This window comes from Enterococcus sp. AZ063 (genome assembly GCF_051715045.1).
GTDB classification, from domain to species: Bacteria; Bacillota; Bacilli; order Lactobacillales; family Enterococcaceae; genus Enterococcus_D; species Enterococcus_D casseliflavus.
Window position 1 is genome coordinate 2,986,130 of record NZ_JBIOTA010000001.1, and the last position, 20,354, is coordinate 3,006,483.

Genomic DNA, 20,354 nt, shown 5'->3' on the forward strand with positions numbered 1-20,354 from the left:
AGAAAGAAACATGAAACAAAAACACGTTCTGCTTGGCGTCAGCGGCAGTATCTCTGCATACAAAGCAGCCGACCTAACCAATGAATTAACCAAAAAGGGCTATGCAGTGGATGTCTTAATGACTCAAAACAGCACACAATTTATTACGCCTTTGACGTTACAGTCATTATCCAAACGCCCGATCCATGTCGATGTTATGCAAGAACGTCAACCAGATCGGATCAATCATATTGAACTAGCCAAACAAGCCGATCTTTTCTTGCTCGCCCCAGCCAGTGCCAACAGTATTGGCAAGCTGGCGCATGGGATAGCCGATGATTTGATCTCAACAGTTGCCTTAGCGTTGCCGTTATCCGTTCCCCGCTTGATTGCGCCAGCCATGAATACCGTCATGTACGAAAACCCGATTGTTCAAAGAAATTTGGGGATTTTGAAAGAAGTCGGCTTCCAAGAGATTGAACCCCGTGAAGCGTTACTGGCTTGCGGTGATTTCGGCAGAGGCGCATTAGCAGCAACAGAAACGATTCTTGAAAAAGCATTGACTGCTTTGGAAGTACGGAGTGTCTAACAATGAAAAAAATATCAACTTTTGAACTTGTCTTAACAGCTTTCTTTTTAGGAATCTTGATTCTTTTAGCATCGGTTCCCTTTCTTGGGTTTATTCCCTTAGGACCAATCAATGCGACAACGATGCACATTCCTGTCATCATCGCTTCCATTGTATTGGGACCTCGGATCGGCGGCTTTTTAGGCGGCGCCTTTGGGATCATCAGTATGGTGCGTTCGACCTGGATCATCACCCCGCTTTCTTTTGTCTTCTCCCCTTTCGTACCGATTTATGGGAGTGATCAAGGAAGCTGGAAAGCGATCCTCGTAGCGTTGATTCCTCGTATTTTGATTGGTGTCGTTCCTTACTTTGTGTACAAAGGCTGTCAAAAAATCTGGAAAAACAAACAGCAAAGTCTTTCGCTACTGATTGCTGGTGTCGCTGGAGGCTTGACGAATACGATCCTGGTAATGAACTTGATCTACTTCTTGTTCCAGCAAGAATATGCGGAGGTTGTGGGGAAAGCTGGCAATGCTGTCTATGCAGCGATTTTGGGTGTAATCTTCGCCCAAGGTGTACCTGAAGCCATTGTAGCGGGAATCGCCACGATGGCAGTTGGAACCGTCCTTTTACGCTTAGTCATGAACCGCAAAAAAAATCGTATCTAAAAAAATAGCGACCGCCCAAAGTTAGCTTTTTGGCTAACTTAGGCGGTCGCTTCCCTTTTGAGTGACTCATAGACTTTGTGTCACTTGGAGTGCTTCGACAAGCTCTTGATACTGCTCTTGGGTCAAGTACTCTTCATAAAATGTCAGATAATCATCGATATCTGCTTGGGTCAAATAAGGCAGCTCTTGCTTGATTTGCAGCAGCAGTTCTTCAAACTCCTCATCCGTCAGCATATAAGAAGACCAATCATCGGTTTCATCATAGCTATCCCAGTACTCATCATCATAATCATTTTCATACCCATCGTCATAGCTGTCATCCCAACCATAATCATAGGGAGAAAACAATTCTTCTGGGTCAATCAATTCTTCCGCTGTAGGGATTGCAACAGCAGTATCACTTTTCTTCCCTGTAAAAGTCACCGTGGCTCCGATAGTGGTTTGCAGCTCATCCGCTTGCACGAAGTGAAAAGCCATTTTCTGCTGATTTGTTTTCGTATTGACGGTCATGGCTAAGTCAAACTGCTCAACTTCTTGCAGCATCGTTTCTAATTCGGCGACTTGCTTTTGATCGGCGCCGTGTTCTTGAGCATAGGTTGCATAATCTGCCAATTCTTCTTTGGTAAACGTGTGGCTGATCGTATCTCCATCTCTTTTGAAAGCATCTGGTTCAAAGGTTTTCAAATAGTCTGCAAACGTCTCATTATGAAAAAGACTGTTCATGGTAAAGAGGTTTTCAGGCTCTTTTTCTGCTTCGGTTGCCCCCTCGCCGTCCTCTGCAAAAGTTCCTTCGCCAAAGTAAGAATCTAAGGTTTCTTGATCGATGCGCAGGTATTTGCCTTCATATTCCGCAGCGTCTGGTTTTGTCCCATAACTGTCACTACCAAATGCGCTGATATACCCTTGCAGTGTTTCATAGATTTCAGCTGACACATACGCTTCTTGTTTTTCTGGATCGACGATCAGCTTGATCGGCAGCTCCTGCCCCCCAAAAGCGACTGCCAGATTGAGTAAAATCGCTTTGGTTTCTTTGTCCTGGACGAAGTCCCCTTTAAATGACGAGCCGACTAACTGTGACATCAACATAGAGGCATACCTATCGGCTTCTTGACCGTATTCGCTGCTGCTGCCCATCTCAAAGGTATCGATCGTCGCTTGGAATTCACCAGCATTCGCTGCTTGCTGATTCGTCAACTGTTCGGCAAACTGTTCTTGCGGTAATTTCGTACAACCGCCGAAAAGAAAGGCGAACCCAACAAACAAAATGACGCGTCCCCACTTTTTCATCCTGCTCACTCCTTTTCGTTTATTGTACCGAAGACTGAGAAAGCTTACAAACCTAAGCTCTTTTTTATCAGCTCTCATAAAAAAAAGACTGCCCCTCAGGACAATCTTTTTGCTATTCTATTCTTCGCCGATGATTCGGACTTCTGTTTCTAAGGTGACATCAAAGGTTTCTTTGATGACTTGTTGGATATGAGCGATCAGTTCGACGTAATCCGTTGCAGTGGCTTGATCGACATTCACGATAAAGCCTGCATGTTTTTCCGAAATTTGGGCTCCGCCCCATTTCAATCCTTGTAAGCCTGCATCTTGGATCAGCTTGCCGGTAAAATGACCGACTGGACGTTTAAAGACACTCCCACAAGAGGGGTATTCTAGCGGTTGCTTCAATTGCCGCAATTCTGTCAGTTCATCCATCCGCTTTTTAATTTGCTCTTGATCGCCTTTTGCTAAATCAAAGCGACTGCTTAAAATGATCATCTTTTGCTCTTGTAATTTGCTATGACGATAAGCAAATTCCATTTCTTCCTTGGTATAAGTCACGATTTGACCATTAGCCAGCAAAACGTCGCAGGACGCAAAGACATCTTGGATTTCGCCATCATAGGCGCCAGCATTCATAAAGACGGCACCGCCGACACTGCCAGGAATCCCGCAGGCAAATTCAAAACCAGTCAACGATTCATGCAAAGCGATATAGGTGGTATCGATCAACTTTGCTCCAGCATCGACGATCAAAGAAGTGCCGTCCACCACGATTTGGTTCATTTCTGATAGCATGATCACCACGCCACGAATACCACCGTCACGGACGATCAAGTTGCTGGCATTTCCTAAGACGATCCAAGGAATCGCTTGTTCTCGGCAATAATCAAGCAGCTGTTTGGCTTCATCTGCTGTTTTGGGAAAAGCCAAAATGTCTGCCGGTCCACCAGTTTTTGTATACGTATAGTTCAATAAGGGTTCATCTTTTAATAAGGCAATTTCAGGGAATTGCGCAATCATCAAGTCTTTATTCACGAGAAGGTTTCCTTTCACAATAAACATCTCACTTATTTTAGCATGTTCAAGGAAAAGTTGCTACCTCTGGTGAATCAAAGAAAAGCTTAATAATCGAATGACCTGATTAATAAAGAGTCAGCTTCAAAAAAAGTGTTTTGTTATTTCAGATAATCGTTCTTTCATCTCCGTAGTGACTTTATCGACTACTTCTAAGTTGCTGCGATGCAAGAAGTCCACACTGCAAATATGCTGACAAAGAATCGTCCCTTGAACTTTACTTTATTGTGTTTCGGTAACTGTTTGAAACGCATTCGATCGAGCAAATTTTTCTTCTACATATTTTTTTGAGCTACTGAGTGGCATCACTAAGATGGTATTGAAACTCTTGTTATAATAATCATTACTAACCACTACACACGGTCTTTTTTTGCCATTTCATTTCCTTTGGTGGGATTTAAGTCAATAAAAGAATATCTCCTTGCCTTACCATTCAATGTTCTCCTCCCCTAAATCTTTTTCAAAAAACATCTCACCTGTGTCAAATTTTCCCATTTCTTCTATGATCGCTAATTCTTGTTTCCAAAAATCTTCAAAAGAAGGTGCTGCTTTTTCACCTCTTACCTTGATCTCACCTTCTGGGGTAAATTCAAAAATTACCCAGTGATTCTCTTTTAAGCCTAGCTTTTGCCGCACACTTTTTGGAATAGTTATTTGATTTTTCGAAGTCATTTTCGCTGAAACTTGCGCTTTGATCGTCATGAAACTGCCCCCTTTTCAAAATGACTGTATCATAAAATGGAAGTAAACGTAAGGAGCCATCGTTCCTTTTTCGTACTACAAACGGATTTTCTCTAGCATCCAAATTTAATCCTCATTCTTCCTCCTTGTTTTCCTCATTCCGCTCACTTGCTTTGCGCTTCTGGCTTTTTTAGGTAAAATGGGAGGCGTAGTGGAAAAGAAGGAGGAGTCTCAATGAAATTTATTTCTTGGAATGTCAATGGTTTACGGGCCATCGTTAAAAAAAATTTTTCTGAAGTGTTTGAAGCCCTCGATGCTGATTTCTTTTGTTTACAAGAAACAAAGCTGCAAGAAGGTCAGATTGAATTGGATTTACCAGGCTATCATCAATACTGGAATTATGCGGAGAAGAAAGGCTATTCTGGCACAGCGATTTTCGCAAAAGAACCTGCACTATCGGTCCGTTATGGATTAGGAATCGAAGAACATGATACGGAAGGTCGCGTCATCACGCTGGAGTATCCTGAATTTTTCTTGATTACTTGCTACACACCAAATTCCCAAAATGAATTGCGCCGCTTGGATTATCGCATGACTTGGGAAGATGCCTTTTTGGCTTACTTGACTGAATTGAAACAACAAAAGCCAGTGATTCTCTGCGGTGATTTGAATGTTGCCCATAAAAATATCGACATCAAAAATTGGAAAACCAATCAAAAAAGTGCTGGGTTTACACCTGAAGAACGGGAAAAGTTTTCGACTCTTTTGGCTGCTGGCTTTACCGATACGTTCCGCTATTTCTATCCAGATGCAGAAGGTATTTATTCTTGGTGGAGCTACCGTTTCAACGCTCGCAAAAACAATGCTGGCTGGCGCATCGATTACTTTGTCGTTTCGGATGACTTAAATGAGCGCTTGCTAGACGCCAAGATCCATACAGATATCATTGGCAGTGACCATTGTCCGGTGGAACTGGATCTCAACTAACCGTAAGAAAACTTCAGTTTTTCTTAACGTTTGTTCGCTTTTCATTCTTTGATTTTGTGCTAGAATGGCAATGAGGTGAGTCTGATGAATTTTATCGCAATGGACTTTGAAACAGCAAATTATCAAAAGCATAGTGCCTGTTCCCTTGCACTAGTCATGGTACAAGATAGCAAAATCGTGGGCGAATATTACACATTGATCCAACCGGAAACGGAATTTTTTTGGAAAAACATTCAAATTCATGGCATCCGTCCAGAAGATGTACAAGAAGCGCCTAAGTTTCCTGACGTATGGAAACAAATCCAACAATATTATCAACTGAACAGTTTGATCGTTGCGCATAACGCTGGTTTTGATACTGGAGTTTTGGCGGGATGTCTTGATTATTATGGGTTGTCACAACCAAATTATCTTTCCTTATGCACGGTGCGAACGAGCCGCAAGCTGTATCCAGAATTTACGAACCACAAATTAAACACGGTTTGTGAGCAATTACAGATTCCTTTACTAAACCACCATGATGCACTAGAAGATAGTCGGGCATGTGCCCAAATCTTATTGCGTCAAGAAGAAGAATTTGGTATCGATCCATTAAAAAAATTGGTTTTAGTCAAATAAATGAAAACGTGCGTCCTAAAGTCAGCATTGCGCTAGCCTTTAGGACGCACGTTTTCATTTAAGGAAGGATTCATTTTAAGTCAGATCGATCCAATAATGACAGATTATAGCGCCATCTTCAGGATCAATGACTTTTTCTGTCAATTTACCTCCGTTGTTTTCAATGACTTTGGCGGAGGCGCGATTGGCTTCTTCACAGGTTACTAACACGTTGTTCAAGCCAAATTGTTTGGCACTTACCAATGACTGTGCCAGCATTGCCGAGCCGATGCCTTGCTTTCGATGGTCTGGGTGCACCGAATACCCGATGTGTCCGCCAATTTGGCGCAAGTACGCATTAAGTGTCAGACGCAGATTCAAGAGACCGATCACTTTTTGATCTTGGATAGCCAGATAGGTACGGGCGGGAACGAATCCTTCTGGTACCGTTTCTGCTGTTTTAAAATCCGCCAATCCCTCTAGCCAGTCTTTGGCTGTGGGACTTTCTACAAGTCCTGCCCCACCATGGATGACTTCTTGATTCTTCTCGAAGGCTTGCCGATACGCTTCGATTTGATCGCAGTCTGCGATCGTCGGTTCCCGAAACTCCATTTCCTTCACTCCTTTTTTATGATTCAAAAAGACGTGCCATCATCAAGACGTCAACTTTTTGCCCCTCGCGGGTTTGCACCGCTTCTTTCATACAGCCTTCTGTTAAAAAACCAAATTTTTGATACAGATGGATCGCCCGTAAATTTCTCGCTTGAACGGTCAACTCGATGCGGGTCAATTCGCCAACTTCTACTACCCAGTCCAGTAATTCTTCAATCAGGAGCGAACCTAAGCCTAAGCCCCAATAGTCTTTTAAAATCGAGATACCGATCTCCCCGACATGGGCTAATTGCCACTCTTCATGGCCTTTGACTGATGCCATGGCGATCAATTGTTCTTGATCAAATGCCAACAACAGCAAATAGTCGTCCCGTTCATAGATAGCGTCCAGCTGTTCTGCCAATAAGGCTTCTGGCAACGCCAAGCCGCTTTCGTCCATCAAGAGAAAATCCGTTTCTTCTCCTAGCTGTTGACTGACTGCTAACACAGCTTTGGCATCAGCACCCGTGGCTTCTTTGATCTGTAATTGGATCTCACTCATGGGCTGCCTGCCATTTTGTTGTGATCCGTTGCAAAAAGGCGGTTGCTTTGGTGCCGTATGCATGACATTTCACAAGACGTTTTTGTTCATCTGTATCATCTTTTTCCAAAATCAGTTCTAAATAATCCTCTGGCAGGGAGGCTTCTAAGAGATTGCCCCATTCGATCACACACAAGCCATCCCCTTCGAAATAATCATCCAGTCCTAAATCTTCTGCACCGTATTCCACCCGATAGACATCCATATGATACAGCGGTAGCCGCCCATTGGTATATTCACGAATGATCGTATAGGTCGGACTTTTGATCAGTTGCTCGATTCCTAGCCCCAAGGCGATGCCTTTCGTCAAGGTTGTTTTGCCAGCACCTAAATCGCCCGTCAATACCAGATTATCCCCTGGCTCGGCTGCCTCTCCAATGATTTTTGCAAATGCTGCGGTTGCTTCTAAGTCGTTAATGGTAAACATAGTCCCCATCCTTTGATCAATCTAATTTACTAGTTGCTAGTATAGCTTGTTTTTCAAGGAATTGTAAAGAAGGAGCTTAGGGGAAATTTCCCGACGATCACTGGATCGTTGCTTTTGCGCACACTTCCTCCTTTGCTGCCCTCAACTTTCCAAGAGCAAAACAAAAAACTGACCCTCAAGGGATCAGTTTTTCATAAGTGCAGCGATTGGCTGCTTATTTTTCCATTAGTGTTTGTGCCGCAGTAATGATTGATAATTTGTAGACATCTTCTTCATTTGAACCACGAGACAAATCAGAGATTGGTTTGTTCAATCCTTGTAAGATTGGTCCAATCGCTTCAAAGTTACCGAAACGTTGGGCGATCTTGTAACCAATGTTTCCTGATTGTAAATCTGGGAAAACAAAGACGGTTGCTTTACCTGCTACTTCAGATTCAGGAGCTTTCAATTGCGCAACTGCTGAGATATACGCAGCATCGAATTGCAATTCTCCATCGATTTGGTATTCTGGTGCCAATTCTTTGGCGATTTTTGTTGCTTCAACGACTTTATCTACTTCTGGTGCTTTCGCAGACCCTTTCGTTGAGAAGCTTAACATAGCAACTTTTGGATCGATTTCAAATAATTCAGCGGTTTTCGCTGAGTCAACAGCGATTTCTGCCAATTCTTGTGCAGTTGGGTTTACATTGATGGCACAGTCTGAGAACAAGTATTTTTCTTGGTCACGACCACGAACCATTAGGAAAGCACCACTTGTACGGCTCACACCTGGTTTTGTTTTGATGATTTGTAAAGCGGGTCTTACTGTATCACCCGTAGAATGGATCGCTCCTGAAACCATTCCTTCAGTAATGCCCATGTAAGTCAACATTGTACCGAAATAGTTGACATCTTTTAAGATTTCTTCTGCTTGTTCTTTCGTTGCTTTGCCGTTGCGGCGTTCCACAAAAGCTTCAACCATTTCATCCCAACGATCATAATTTTCAGGATCTAAAATTTCAAAGTTTGATACGTTGATTCCGCGAGCTTCCGCTGCTTTTTCGATTTCAACCGGGTTACCGATCAAAACAGGTTCAATCAATTCTTCTGAACGTAAACGGCTAGCAGCACCTAGGATACGAGGATCTGTTGCTTCAGGAAAAACGATTTTGATATGACGACGCACGATTTTAAATTTTAAACTTTCGAATAATTCCACGGGTAAAGACCTCCAGTTTTTTTATACCCTTCCATTGTACAATAATTGCGAAAAAAAGAACAGATAAAAATCCTGTATTAGTCGATTATTTTAAATATCGTTACCTTTTTCACAAGTTTACTCATTCTAAATAACACAGTTTTACAACTGTGTTATTTTTTCTGGCAACGCCCAGGAAATCGGTTCTTCCCCTAACGCCAGCAATGCTTGATTGATCTTAGAAAAAGGCTTCGAACCAAAGAATCCTCGATGCGCTGATAACGGACTTGGATGAGGCGCTGTTATAATAATATGTTTGCTAGTATCTAGCAAAGCGGCTTTCTTTTGGGCGGGTTTGCCCCAAAGCACAAAAATGACCGGTTCTTCTCGTTGATTCAATTTTTCGATGATCGTATCAGTCAGCTGCTCCCAGCCATGCCCGTGATGTGAATAGGCTTGCCCTTCACGTACTGTCAACACGGTATTCAACAATAAGACCCCTTGTTGCGCCCAAGGTACGAGATAACCGTGGGACACAGGTGGAATCCCTAAGTCATCAGCTAATTCTTTGTAAATATTCCGCAACGAAGGCGGTATTTTGACCCCCGGCTGTACGGAAAACGACAGTCCGTGGGCTTGGTGAGGGCCATGATAAGGATCTTGACCTAAGATGACAACTTTTACGTCATGGTATGGTGTCAGTTTTAAGGCTTCATAAATATGATCCATCGCTGGATGGATCGTTTGCTGGGCATATTCTTGTTTTAAGAAAGCTCGCAGTTGTTGGTAATAGGGTTGCTCAAATGATTCTTGCAATTGTTCTTGCCAATCATTGTCCAATAGTCGTTTCATGGCGAATCTCCTTTGTTTTCTTCTAGGATAACAAATCCCTCCCCTTAGAAACAAGAATTACTCTTCGAAAGAAAAAAATGCGCGATTTATGGTACACTATTTGTAGAAACGATTAAGAAAGGACGCTGACAATGATCAAATTAATTGCTTCTGATATGGATGGTACGCTTTTAAATGCTAGTATGCAGATTTCAGAAGAAAATATCCAAGCAATCAAATATGCCCAATCCAAAGGAATCGAATTTATGGTCGCAACTGGCCGTAACCGCAAAGAGGCTTTGCCGCCGCTGCAAGAAGCCGGGATCGACTGTGCAATGATCACCTTGAATGGTGCCCAAGTCTACGACGAAGCGGGTAATTCATTATTTACTGTGCCGATCAGCCATGATCAAACTCGTTCGTTGATCGACCTACTCAAAGAAAACGACATCTATTTTGAGATCTCCACGAGCAACGGGATCTATTCGGAAAGCCAAACACGTCGGATCGAAAATTTTGCGATCCACACGGCAGAAGCAATGCCCCATTTAACCCATAAGATGGCGATTGCTATGACAGCAGCCCGTTTGGAATTTTTACCGATCAATTATGTCGATGATTTCAGTGAGTTGTTTTCGATCGAAGAATTAGAATTTTTGAAAGTGATCTGCTTCCATCAAGATGGTGCGCGGGTATTGGGTCCTATCACGAAAATCATCGATGGGTACGGCGATCTAGTGGTGACTTCTTCTGGACAAAACAATATTGAGATCAACCACCGAAACGCGCAAAAAGGAATCGCAGTGGCGCATGTCGCTAAGGATCGGATGATCTCACTGGAGGAAGTGATGACGATCGGTGACAACTTAAATGACGTAAGTATGCTGCAACTGGCAGGCGTTAGTTTTGCAATGGGAAATGGCGAGTTAGAGGTAAAAGAAGCCGCGAAGTATTTGACGGACACCAATATTGAGTCTGGTGTCGGCAAAGCGATCGTTCGGGCAATTGATGAAAATCTTTAAATCACGCAGCTTTTTGGGGATACATGAGGAGGCGTAAGTATGTCAGAATTTTTCATCCAAGACAGACAACTTAGCAGAGTCACACGCACCATTGTCAAAGATGAAACAGGCAAATCACTGTTTTTAATGGTGGGCCGTTGGGGAACTAAGGGCGATGCTCTTTCCCTTTACCGCTTGAATGGGCAAATGGTTGCTAGTATCAAACAAATCAGTTTTACTTTTGGTACGCGCTTTGAGATCTACAAAGACTTTGAGAAAGTCGGTACACTGCAAAAAATCTTTAACTGGCCGGGTGATTTCTACTATATCCAGCAACTTCACTGGGCGGTCCACGGCGATATCTACAATCATCGCTATGGGATCCATCATTTCAATAAAAAGATCATGGAAATGGATAAGGCGACCTTATTGACGGGGGATTATTATGTACTGGATGTCGTTGATGATCGGGATGCACCAGTCTGCATCTGTATCGCTGCCGTCATGGATTACTGGCTGTACAATCGGCACCGCAAGAAAGACCATCCTCTTGAGCTTCGACTAACAAATGGAACCAGCTGAAAAATCAGCTGGTTCTTTTTTGCATATGGTCGTATAGGTGGCCACTGATCTCTCTTTGTGCCACGACTTCAAAGCCATGCTTTTCATAGAGCCGCTTCGCATGGGGATTTGCTCGGTCCACACTCAAGCCGATCACCTCATAGCCATCTCTAGAAGCAATTTTCGGCAACGCTTCTAATAAGGCTGATCCGACACCTTTGCCGCGAAATTTCTCAGCCACACAGATGGTATCTAAGTACCATTCATTTGGTAAGGTTTCTTCATCGATAAACAGCTTCATGTCTTTACTCAAACCGTACTGTTCCAGCACTTTATCTAGAGGCTGATCGATCGTTGCCTCTTCTTTGTCTGGGTATCCAAAGGCGACCCCAGCAACCTCCCCGTCGATCTCATTGACCAACGCACGGCGAAAGCCGTAACGATAGTCGGGTTCTAGCATGGCATCTGCCAAGATCTCTAAGGTCTTTGCTTCACCGATCTCTTTGACAAACGGCAATTCCATATCCTTTAAAATGACTAAAACGAGTTCAGCCATGACAAAGCGATCTTCTTTTTTTGCAAATCTTATCACGTTTTCTCCTCCTTACCTCTATACATAGAATAACAATTCTCTCAAGAAAAACCAAGTTGAATCGACAAAGGATCCACACAAAGTTTTCCTTATTTATTCATGCAATTCCAACGGCAAGCCGTCTGGATCTTGGAAAAAGGTCATTTTCTTATTCGTAAAGGTATCGAAACGAATCGGTTCACACGCAATTCCTTTGGCGGCTAACTTTGCCACGACTGCTTCAATATTTTCCACCGCAAATGCCAAATGCCGCAAGCCAGCTGCTTCAGGAAAACTTGGTCTTGCTGGTGGGTTTTCCACCACAAACAGTTCTATTTCTGATTCCCCAAAGCGCAAGTCGATTTTTACATCTTTCTTTTCTGGGCGCGCATGTTCACGAATCACTTCAAAGCCTAATTTCTCTACATAAAATTCTATGGTCTGCTGGTAATCACTGGCGATGATCGCCACATGATGCATTTTTGAAAACATTATTGCCACTCCTTTGTATTGGACTCCTCTCTCAGTGTAAAGCCTTTGGCTGCATTTTACTAGAAAAGACTGCCGAAGTTCTCCTCTTTTCATAAATGGTTTCTGTTATACTAGAAAGCGGAAGGTGATGAAAAAAATGAAACTACTTTATATTTCAATCTCTGGAAATACCCGTGCATTCGTCAACCGCTTGTTGGCCTATGCGGATCAGCAAGACACTCCGAGTACTTGGGAAGCCAAAGAAATTCATGACAATAGTGTCTTTGAACAAGAAGACGAACCTTATGTGGTTTTTGTCCCTACCTATTTAGAAGGTGGAAATGGCGTCGATAACGGCGATCAGGAGATTCTCACAGAAACCATGCGGGAATACATTGACTATGAAAACAACGCAGCTCTTTGCTTAGGCGTGATCGGCAGTGGCAACAAAAACTTCAATTATCAATATTGCTTGACCGCAAAGCAATATGCGGAGCAATTTTCGATCCCGTTCTTAGCGGATTTCGAGCTGCGAGGCACGACCCAAGATATTGAACGGATCTATGCTTGTTTGAAAGAAATCGATCCTGCCCACAGCAACACTTAACTTTAGCCAGCATTCATTAGCCATTAGGAGGACTTTTGCATATGGAACCACAAACGATGGTCATTTTGATCATACTCGCCAGCATTCTCATCTTGACCGCATTAGATATCTGGAATCGATACAAAGTACGCCGTTACGTTCGGCTTGCTTGGGGAAAGCTTCCCCGTCAGCCCCGCTTTGATAAAGAAGCGAGTTTGAAAAAGGCTTGGCTGACTGAGAAGAAGTTTCACGATTTTGATAGCGAGGTCGATGACATCACTTGGTATGACTTGGATGGCTTTTCGTTGTTTGAGTCCATTAATCTGACGTTTTCCAGTGTCGGTTCAGAAGCATTGTACCAGCAGTTACGCAATTTTCGCTTCAAGACGGACAAACAGCTGACCAAATTGATCGACTTTTTTGCTGCTGACAGTGCCGCACGCGAACAATCCCAATATACGTTTGCTCGTTTAGGAAAACAAGATGATAATTTTTCGAAAGCCTACTTGGCCAATGAAGCTGCGCAATCGATCGGCTCTCTGCCGTTCTTTGTCTTTTTAGGTGTGCTGCCGTTAGTCGGCATCTTGCTGCTCCTGCTGGGGTTTGTCCAAGGCATCCTGTTGACGTTGGTTAGTGTCGTTTTCAATACGATCTATTACTCCATCAAAAAAGCCAAGCTGGAAACAGAACTGAACAGCATGCGCTATTTGGTTCAAACGATTGCCTGTGGCAGTCAGATCGCTAAAATCAACACGCCCCTCCAAGATGAGATCAAACAATCCTTGGCACCATTAAAAAAGATCACTCGTTTCGCCTTTTCGTTTCGTGCCAAAAACGGCAGCGAAGGAGACATGTTGTTTGAATACATCAATATCATTTTTATGCTGCCGTTTATTTCCTATCAAACGGTCACTACTACCCTGGCAAAGCACCAACAAGCAGCCATCGATCTGTGGAATTTGCTGGGAAAATTGGAAGTCGCAGCCGCCATTTTAAATTTTCGCACGTATATGCCCATCACTTGCCTACCGACCTTCCAAACAAGCGGAGGTGTACAAGCAACGGGTACGTATCACCCGCTTCTAAGTGAAGCAGTCATGAATGATGTTGCTTGGACCCACAATACCCTCGTGACTGGCTCCAATGCCTCGGGCAAATCGACGTATGTCAAAAGCATCGCCATCAATTGCATTTTGGCACAAACGATCCAGACAGCAGTTGCCGAAGCCTTTACGATGGTTCCCGGTCATGTCATTACCTCGATGGCTGTCGAAGATGACTTGTTTGAAGGCGACAGCTATTTCGTCGCGGAAATCAAATCCATCAAACGCCTGCTAGACACCGTTGCTACGAACCAGCGTTGCTATTGTTTTGTTGATGAGATTTTAAAAGGAACCAATACGGTGGAACGGATCGCTGCTTCTGCCAGCATCATCCATTGGCTGCGTGCCTACCCATCATTGGCATTTGTCGCCACCCATGACATTGAGCTGACTGAAATTTTAAAAAACGACTGCCGCAACATTCATTTTTCTGAACAAGTCACGGAAGATGACGGCATCTCCTTTGATTACAAGGTCAAATCCGGTCCTGCCTTGAGCCGCAACGCGATCGCCCTCTTAAAAGTCATGGGCTACCCTGAAACGATCGTTCAAGACGCCTATGCCGCCGCCAATGATTTTGATCAAAACCGTAAATGGCAGGATTTATAACTTCCTACAAACAAAAGCGCCTTATCCTGTGACTAACACTGGGATAAGGCGCTATTTTACATTTCATTTAGCCAAACAAACCAGTCGTTAAACTGTATTGCTCTCCTTGTAACACATCGTATTGGATCAAATTGTAGGCATCATAGATTTCTTGGGCTTCTTGATCCAATGCAAGGGTCGTCTGCCATTGCCCGCCTTGATAATATTGACCCATTTCAAAAGCTGGCAGCTCATCTTGCAAGGCCAATAACAACTGGTAAAACCCGCTCGTTGGTTGGTCACTGGCTTCTAATAGGTTCGGCGCAAAGTAAAAGGGACTTGTTACTGGTACATCTTCTGGTGCAAAATTCCCTTGCGAATCGACCATCAAAAACTCCGTTTCATGCAGGGCAGCCGTTTCATTTTGCTCCTTGATCTCATCGGCATAAATGCCTGGTAAATGATCCCCCCAAAAGACGACCAGCGTTCGCCGATCCAGCTGTTCTAATTCAGCTACAAAGTTTTTCAATGCTGTACTGCTGTAGGAGATATCCTGCAGGTAGTTTTTCAAAGAAGCCATATTGCCCGGACCGCTTGCTTGGTAATTCAAGGTATCGTATTTACCAGTATACGGCATATGGGTCTGCATCGTCACTAAATGGACAAATTGCGGTTGCTGATCGTTTTCCAACAATGCCAGCACTTCTTTGTAGGCCGCCTCATCAGAAATATAAGGATTATTTTCGATTTTGTCGGTATAGGTCATCGTCTCTTGATCGATAAACTGTTCAAACCCCATCACCCCATAGACATCCTTGCGTTTGTACATCGATGTATCGTAAGGATGGATCGCCGTTGCCGTATACCCGGACTGTTCCAAGAAAGAAACCAAGGATGGCAGTTGCGTCAATTTCGGCACTAGCATCGTGTAAGGCGTCGTCATTTGCGGATTCAATAGGCCCATGGCAAAGCCAGTCAGCGCTTCAAACTCGATGTTTGCCGTACCGCCTCCATAATTTTGCGAAAGCATTTTTCCGCTGATGGTTTGATCGGCGACGTGGTAATAGTCTTTCAACGGATCGCCGGTGATCGACAAGCCATTTAAATGGCTCGGGTCGGAAAAGCTCTCGCTCATCACATAGACGATATTTGGTGCTTCACTTTCACGGTCTTGATTTTTCTCCGCAGCCTGTGCATTGTAGGTGTCCGCAATCGCTTGGATCGCTTCTTTTGAATACCCCTCAGGCTTCGTCATGGCATCTACCCGCAGGTTGTACAAAAACCCACCGATGAATCCCGTATTGTAATAGTTCATTTTTTGTGAATACGGAATCCAGAGCGCCGTCTGATTGTAGGCTTTGCGTAAAAGGTTGTTGCTGTCATTGAAGTGAGAAACATAGACTAAGCCCAGCGAGCATACGACCAGCACCGCTCCTCGCATCACTTGCAAACGCAGGTTTAATTTGCGGCTGCGATAGATACTCCAGCCGATCGCTCCGATCGCAGCCAGAGCGAAGAGGATGGCTAAGAAAAAGGCGCTATTGCCGATCATGGTTCGTAGAAGGTCGAATTGAGTGACCATCTTTAAATCATCGGGATAGATTGGTTCTTGGCGATAGACCATCTTTGTGTGGTTGGCATACCCTAAGATTCCGATGACGACACTATAAAAGATGCCCCCAATCAGTACCGAACCTGCCAAGCTGGCAAACACCCCATACACCAGCAGTAGCACCCCACAAGCCAAGAAAAACTTTGCTGTATGCCACGAAAAGGCAAATTTCAAGGCTAATTCAACGGAAAGATTGTTTTGACACCATTGCAAATATAAATTACTGAAAATGATCAACAGGACGATGGCGATGCCTTTTAATGCGATCTTCAGATAAGGATGGCTATTTATTTTCACGAAGGAACATTCCTCCTTTTCTACACGTTCTAGGTACCCTCGTATTTTATGCTTTCAAGACAAGAAAGTAAAGCCAGGGCAAGAAGATTTTGTTATTTTTAAAGAAAGCAACCCTCATAAAAAAGAGTCTAAGGTTTCTTGCCCCCTAGACTCTTCTTTCTATCCGAATGGAACTCAATCACTGGTTTCGTTTATTTCCAAAAATCGTCAAAGATCGTGACTGGCAAGTGGCGTTTGTGTTGCGTTTTGTTCCACCAGTTTTCAATGGTTTGTTGGGCTTCAGCCGAAATTTCCTTGCCTTCTAAATAGTCATCGATGTCGTTGTAGGTCACTCCTAAAGCTGCTTCATCTGCCACTAAAGGTTTGCCATCTTCCAAGTCCGCAGTTGGGACTTTTGTATACAACGCTTCTGGCGCGCCTAAGTATTGCAAGAGTTGACGTCCTTGGCGTTTATTCAAACGAAACAGTGGTAAAATATCGGCTCCGCCATCCCCGTACTTCGTAAAGAAGCCGGTGATGTTTTCCGCAGCATGATCTGTTCCCAGAACAGCCCCTGCTTTTTCACCCGCAATGGCATATTGCGTAATCATCCGTTGACGGGCTTTGATATTGCCTTTATTAAAGTCAGAAACCGCTAAGCCTGCTTCTTCCACCGCTTGCACTTGGGCATCGACGGCGGCTTTGATGTTTACCCGCAGCTCAATGTCTGGTTTGATAAATTCAATGGCTTTTTTGGCATCTTCTTCATCTGCTTGTTCCCCATAAGGTAAGCGTACCCCTATGAACTGATAGTTGGGATTCCCAGTTTCGCTGCGCATTTCCTCCATCGTCAATTGCGCAAGCCGTCCAGCTAACGTCGAATCTTGTCCACCACTGATCCCCAAGACAAACGTATGCAAGAACGGATTCTTTTGCAGATACGCCTTTAAAAAATCAATACTCTTACGAACTTCTTCTTTCGGGTCGATGGTCGGTAAGACTCCTAATTCTTTGATAATTTCTTGTTGCATGGTCATAGAAACGCCTCCTCTTATTTTTTGAAGCAGCTGACTGATCCTAGGACCAGCGCAGTTGCGGATTACAAAATCGCGCCATTGGTTTGTTTGCGTACTTTTTCAATCGTGCGCATTTTATGATCCCAGCATTCTTGCGAAAGATCGACTGGGTATTTCTGTGGATTCAAGTCACGTTTGTACTCGTCCCAAAGGGAATCCAAGCAATTCGTCGCATAGGCTTTGATGTGTTCTAAGTCAGGCACTTGATACACTTGCTGGCCATCCACAAAGATGTCTTGCAATAATGGTCGCGCATCAAAGTTCGTCACTGTTTTGTTGATAAAGGTATGAACAGGATGGAACATGAACAGTTCGTCTGCTGCTTGGGGATTTTCTTCCCATAGCGTGACATAATCGCCTTCTGACTTGCCGTCAGATTTACGGGTGATCCGCCAAACTTGTTTTTTCCCAGGGGTCGAAACCTTTTCAGCATTGCTGGATAATTTGATGGTGTCGATCATTTCTCCCTGCTCATTTTCGATGGCCACCAGTTTATAAACCGCGCCTAATGCCGGTTGATCGTAAGCGGTGATCAGCTTGGTGCCGACACCCCACACATCGATTTTCGCCTTTTGCATTTTCAAGCTTAGAATCGTATTTTCGTCTAGATCATTGGAAGCATAGACTTTGGCTTCCGTGAATCCCGCTTCATCCAGCTGTTCACGGACTTTTTTCGAGATATACGCCATATCGCCGCTGTCGATCCGCACACCTAAGAAATTGATCTTATCCCCCATCTCTTTGGCCACACGAATCGCATTCGGCACACCTAAGCGCAATGTATCATAGGTATCGACTAAGAATACGCAATCTTTGTGGGTTTGGGCATACGCCATAAATGCATCATAGTCATTGCCGTAGGATTGCACGAGGGAATGGGCGTGGGTTCCGCTGGCTGGGATGCCAAAAATCTTCCCTGCCCGCACATTACTCGTCGCATCTGCTCCGCCAATATAAGCCGCTCGGGTCCCCCAAATGGCTGCATCCAATTCTTGTGCCCGCCGTGAACCAAATTCCAACAAGGGATCCGTGCCGATCACGGATTTGATGCGGGCCGCTTTCGTGGCGATCAGTGTTTGGAAATTGACCATATTCAGTAACGCCGTTTCGATCAACTGTGCTTGTGCCAACGGCCCTTCTACTTGAATGATCGGTTCATTGTTGAAGACTAAATCGCCTTCTAACGCAGAACGAACGGTACAAGCAAACTTGAACTCCTTTAGATACTCTAAAAAGGCTTCTGGGTAGCCGCCGATTTCTCGCAAGTAGGCGATATCCGTTTCTGAAAAGGATAAATCGTTCAAATAGTCGATCAATCGTTCCAGACCGGCAAAGATCGCATAGCCGTTTTCAAAAGGCATGTCACGGAAATAGCATTCAAACACCGCATTACGATCGGCTCTGCCTAACTCCCAATAGGTTTGCATCATGTTGATTTGGTAGAGATCGGTGTGCAGCGTCAAGCTGTCATCTTTAAATAATTTCTGCATGTTCTTACTCCCTCTAGCTTACTTCTTCTCATTATAGCAAAAAAAACACAAAAGACAGAAAATCTTGTTTTTTTCAAAAAAAAGTTGGGTTTTTGCTCGTACAAGGCAATCCACCTGAGAACAAATTGCTCAAAAGCATGGGTCAGCCTCCTACTTATTGGCGCATCATTCCTGCGCGCGTATAAGGTCGCCCTTTTGTTCAACGTTTGATTGCTCTTGCAACGTGCATGTCCCAACTTCTTTCAACTACTATTCTTTCACAGGCAATTGAACAAGAATGACATCTTTCCTCGGTTTAGAAAAGGTGATGCCTCTTGCTTCCATTTCTTTACGAATATTAACATTGACGGTCACGTCTTTGCGATCGACCTTCAGCAAACGATGAATCGCTGTGTCAACTTCTTCCCGACTGATTTTCTTTTTATTGTTGATCAATACTAAAGAAATCGTATCAAAACTATCCACATAGAGAATCTGCGTCCGATCAAGCGAGTACAATTTATAGTATTTGATCGCTATTTTGTCAAATAGATACTTGGAGATGTTCGGGTAAAAAGTTTCCATATTTAGATTTTGGTTTACTGGGGTTTCAATCAACTTCATGCACAACATCCTCTCTCGAAACTAATTCTGTTAAAATAAAGCGGCCAACACCGCCGTCTTCCGCGCGCTCAATGGTTCGATCACAAACTGCTTTGATCGCTGGGCTGGCATTTGCTACAGCCAAAGAAACATCCACCGCTTCAAACATCGCAAGGTCATTTTCACCATCACCGATCCCGTAGCTTTTGGCAGCGGGAAAAGCTTCTAAAAAGGAACGGATCGCGGCACCTTTGGTCGCCAATGGATCAACGATCTCCAGTGTTTGGACAAAGGATTGAAAAATCGCAGCCGTTTCTGATTGGATCATCGCCCGCAGCCGTTCTCTTTTTTCGTCTGACGCTTCCATCAGTTCGATTTTGATGACCTTTATCTCTGGATGTTCCTTCATAAACTGCAGCACGTCGTCTTTATGAAGACATTCGTTGTAAAAGAACTCATATTTGTAGTCAGCGATGATTTGTCCTCGCTCCCCTAACTCCGCGAGTAACTGCTTGCGGCTTTCTTGAAATTGCGCTTCATACAAATGCGCTTGTGGGGAAATGATGCCATGGTCAGTATGTAAGAAATAAAAAACCTCTTCTGTTTCTAAGATACCAATCACTTGCGCCAATGTCTTATAGGGCAAGGTATGCGTCAAAACAGGCGCTTCTCCTTTTACCATCAGACCAGCGCCGTTTCCGAAAATCACATCACAGGAAAGGTCTTCTTCCGCCATCATATCTTGAACAAGCTCAAATCCTCGCCCTGTGACAAACACAAAGTGATCCCCTTGGGCTTGCAAACAACGGATGGCTTCTTTATTGATCTCATGAATCGGGTGCCCCATTTCTTGGAACGTCCCATCAATATCAGAAAAAACTATTTGCATCTTATCTTCCTTTCTTTGTTATAATTATAGCACATTTTAAAAAACGCAAAAAAATTTTCTTGACTTTGTCGTTACGTCAACCTTTAGGATACAGGTGT

24 protein-coding genes are annotated in these 20,354 nt (G+C 43.8%); 8 read left to right on the forward strand and 16 right to left on the reverse strand.

Going from position 1 to position 20,354, the window contains the following annotated elements:
* The first annotated feature begins 10 nt into the window (after positions 1-10).
* Both coaC and IGK61_RS14050 read left to right on the forward strand, forming a co-directional pair.
* Positions 11-568 (forward strand): phosphopantothenoylcysteine decarboxylase, encoded by a 558-nt coding sequence (coaC, locus tag IGK61_RS14045; protein ID WP_005228528.1) that lies wholly within the window; start codon positions 11-13, stop codon positions 566-568.
* A gap of 2 nt (positions 569-570) precedes the next feature.
* Positions 571-1,215: an ECF transporter S component gene (locus tag IGK61_RS14050; RefSeq protein ID WP_005228527.1), complete on the forward strand. Its 645-nt coding sequence runs from the start codon at positions 571-573 to the stop codon at positions 1,213-1,215.
* 66 nt (positions 1,216-1,281) lie between these two features.
* Here the strand turns inward: IGK61_RS14050 and IGK61_RS14055 are convergent, their stop codons facing one another.
* The 4 genes from IGK61_RS14055 to IGK61_RS14070 all read right to left on the reverse strand — a co-directional run bounded on the left by IGK61_RS14055 (position 1,282) and on the right by IGK61_RS14070 (position 4,260).
* The gene (locus tag IGK61_RS14055) at positions 1,282-2,502 is read right to left on the reverse strand and encodes a hypothetical protein (protein WP_438844952.1); all 1,221 of its coding nucleotides are present in this window, start codon (positions 2,500-2,502) and stop codon (positions 1,282-1,284) included.
* 117 nt (positions 2,503-2,619) lie between these two features.
* On the reverse strand, positions 2,620-3,504 hold the full coding sequence (murB, locus tag IGK61_RS14060) for a UDP-N-acetylmuramate dehydrogenase (RefSeq protein WP_420911906.1): 885 nt from the start codon (positions 3,502-3,504) through the stop codon (positions 2,620-2,622).
* A gap of 276 nt (positions 3,505-3,780) precedes the next feature.
* A complete protein-coding gene (locus tag IGK61_RS14065; RefSeq protein ID WP_005228524.1) occupies positions 3,781-3,912 on the reverse strand; it encodes a hypothetical protein in 132 nt (43 codons plus the stop codon).
* 72 nt (positions 3,913-3,984) lie between these two features.
* Positions 3,985-4,260, reverse strand: coding sequence for an AbrB/MazE/SpoVT family DNA-binding domain-containing protein (locus IGK61_RS14070; RefSeq protein ID WP_074535477.1), 276 nt, complete (start codon positions 4,258-4,260; stop codon positions 3,985-3,987).
* Positions 4,261-4,473: 213 nt separating this feature from the next.
* Here IGK61_RS14070 and IGK61_RS14075 point away from each other — a divergent pair, with 213 nt between their 5' ends.
* On the forward strand, positions 4,474-5,226 hold the full coding sequence (locus IGK61_RS14075) for an exodeoxyribonuclease III (RefSeq protein WP_005234144.1): 753 nt from the start codon (positions 4,474-4,476) through the stop codon (positions 5,224-5,226).
* A gap of 84 nt (positions 5,227-5,310) precedes the next feature.
* Positions 5,311-5,844 (forward strand): 3'-5' exonuclease, encoded by a 534-nt coding sequence (locus IGK61_RS14080; RefSeq protein WP_010749886.1) that lies wholly within the window; start codon positions 5,311-5,313, stop codon positions 5,842-5,844.
* A 75-nt stretch (positions 5,845-5,919) separates the two neighbouring features.
* Here IGK61_RS14080 and IGK61_RS14085 read toward each other — a convergent pair whose 3' ends face one another.
* The 5 genes from IGK61_RS14085 to IGK61_RS14105 form a co-directional block, all read right to left on the reverse strand.
* Positions 5,920-6,435: a GNAT family N-acetyltransferase gene (locus IGK61_RS14085; protein ID WP_074535476.1), complete on the reverse strand. Its 516-nt coding sequence runs from the start codon at positions 6,433-6,435 to the stop codon at positions 5,920-5,922.
* A gap of 16 nt (positions 6,436-6,451) precedes the next feature.
* Positions 6,452-6,976: a GNAT family N-acetyltransferase gene (locus tag IGK61_RS14090; RefSeq protein WP_010749888.1), complete on the reverse strand. Its 525-nt coding sequence runs from the start codon at positions 6,974-6,976 to the stop codon at positions 6,452-6,454.
* Positions 6,969-7,442, reverse strand: coding sequence for a tRNA (adenosine(37)-N6)-threonylcarbamoyltransferase complex ATPase subunit type 1 TsaE (tsaE, locus tag IGK61_RS14095; RefSeq protein ID WP_010749889.1), 474 nt, complete (start codon positions 7,440-7,442; stop codon positions 6,969-6,971). The genes IGK61_RS14090 and tsaE overlap by 8 nt, the downstream gene beginning before the upstream one ends.
* A 214-nt stretch (positions 7,443-7,656) precedes the next feature.
* On the reverse strand, positions 7,657-8,640 hold the full coding sequence (gene pta / locus IGK61_RS14100) for a phosphate acetyltransferase (RefSeq protein ID WP_005228517.1): 984 nt from the start codon (positions 8,638-8,640) through the stop codon (positions 7,657-7,659).
* A 141-nt stretch (positions 8,641-8,781) separates the two neighbouring features.
* On the reverse strand, positions 8,782-9,471 hold the full coding sequence (locus IGK61_RS14105) for a uracil-DNA glycosylase (protein ID WP_016608882.1): 690 nt from the start codon (positions 9,469-9,471) through the stop codon (positions 8,782-8,784).
* 131 nt (positions 9,472-9,602) lie between these two features.
* Between IGK61_RS14105 and IGK61_RS14110 the strand changes: the two genes are divergently transcribed.
* Together IGK61_RS14110 and IGK61_RS14115 are read left to right on the forward strand one after the other, a co-directional pair.
* Positions 9,603-10,472 carry a Cof-type HAD-IIB family hydrolase gene (locus tag IGK61_RS14110; protein ID WP_074535475.1) on the forward strand — a complete coding sequence of 290 codons (870 nt, stop codon included), beginning with the start codon at positions 9,603-9,605 and terminating at the stop codon, positions 10,470-10,472.
* A gap of 39 nt (positions 10,473-10,511) precedes the next feature.
* A complete protein-coding gene (locus IGK61_RS14115) occupies positions 10,512-11,033 on the forward strand; it encodes an LURP-one-related/scramblase family protein (RefSeq protein WP_005228514.1) in 522 nt (173 codons plus the stop codon).
* A 4-nt stretch (positions 11,034-11,037) separates the two neighbouring features.
* Here the strand turns inward: IGK61_RS14115 and IGK61_RS14120 are convergent, their stop codons facing one another.
* Complete coding sequence (locus IGK61_RS14120) at positions 11,038-11,604, reverse strand: GNAT family N-acetyltransferase (protein WP_005228513.1); 567 nt, start codon at positions 11,602-11,604, stop codon at positions 11,038-11,040.
* A 93-nt stretch (positions 11,605-11,697) separates the two neighbouring features.
* Positions 11,698-12,075: an SMU1112c/YaeR family gloxylase I-like metalloprotein gene (gene gloA2, locus IGK61_RS14125; RefSeq protein WP_074535474.1), complete on the reverse strand. Its 378-nt coding sequence runs from the start codon at positions 12,073-12,075 to the stop codon at positions 11,698-11,700.
* A gap of 136 nt (positions 12,076-12,211) precedes the next feature.
* Between gloA2 and nrdI the strand changes: the two genes are divergently transcribed.
* Together nrdI and IGK61_RS14135 are read left to right on the forward strand one after the other, a co-directional pair.
* The gene (gene nrdI, locus IGK61_RS14130; protein WP_005228511.1) at positions 12,212-12,661 is read left to right on the forward strand and encodes a class Ib ribonucleoside-diphosphate reductase assembly flavoprotein NrdI; all 450 of its coding nucleotides are present in this window, start codon (positions 12,212-12,214) and stop codon (positions 12,659-12,661) included.
* Positions 12,662-12,702: 41 nt separating this feature from the next.
* The gene (locus tag IGK61_RS14135; RefSeq protein WP_074535473.1) at positions 12,703-14,352 is read left to right on the forward strand and encodes a MutS-related protein; all 1,650 of its coding nucleotides are present in this window, start codon (positions 12,703-12,705) and stop codon (positions 14,350-14,352) included.
* A gap of 67 nt (positions 14,353-14,419) precedes the next feature.
* Here IGK61_RS14135 and IGK61_RS14140 read toward each other — a convergent pair whose 3' ends face one another.
* The 5 genes from IGK61_RS14140 to IGK61_RS14160 all read right to left on the reverse strand — a co-directional run bounded on the left by IGK61_RS14140 (position 14,420) and on the right by IGK61_RS14160 (position 20,256).
* On the reverse strand, positions 14,420-16,240 hold the full coding sequence (locus IGK61_RS14140) for an LTA synthase family protein (RefSeq protein ID WP_081343862.1): 1,821 nt from the start codon (positions 16,238-16,240) through the stop codon (positions 14,420-14,422).
* A 191-nt stretch (positions 16,241-16,431) separates the two neighbouring features.
* Complete coding sequence (gene nadE / locus IGK61_RS14145; protein WP_074535472.1) at positions 16,432-17,256, reverse strand: ammonia-dependent NAD(+) synthetase; 825 nt, start codon at positions 17,254-17,256, stop codon at positions 16,432-16,434.
* A gap of 62 nt (positions 17,257-17,318) precedes the next feature.
* Positions 17,319-18,785: a nicotinate phosphoribosyltransferase gene (locus IGK61_RS14150; RefSeq protein ID WP_010749897.1), complete on the reverse strand. Its 1,467-nt coding sequence runs from the start codon at positions 18,783-18,785 to the stop codon at positions 17,319-17,321.
* 249 nt (positions 18,786-19,034) lie between these two features.
* Positions 19,035-19,388, reverse strand: a complete 354-nt coding sequence (locus IGK61_RS14155; protein ID WP_010749898.1) for a DUF1827 family protein — start codon at positions 19,386-19,388, stop codon at positions 19,035-19,037.
* Positions 19,375-20,256 (reverse strand): HAD-IIB family hydrolase, encoded by an 882-nt coding sequence (locus IGK61_RS14160; protein ID WP_074535471.1) that lies wholly within the window; start codon positions 20,254-20,256, stop codon positions 19,375-19,377. Before IGK61_RS14160 ends, IGK61_RS14155 begins: the two co-directional genes overlap by 14 nt.
* Between the last annotated feature and the right edge of the window lie 98 nt (positions 20,257-20,354).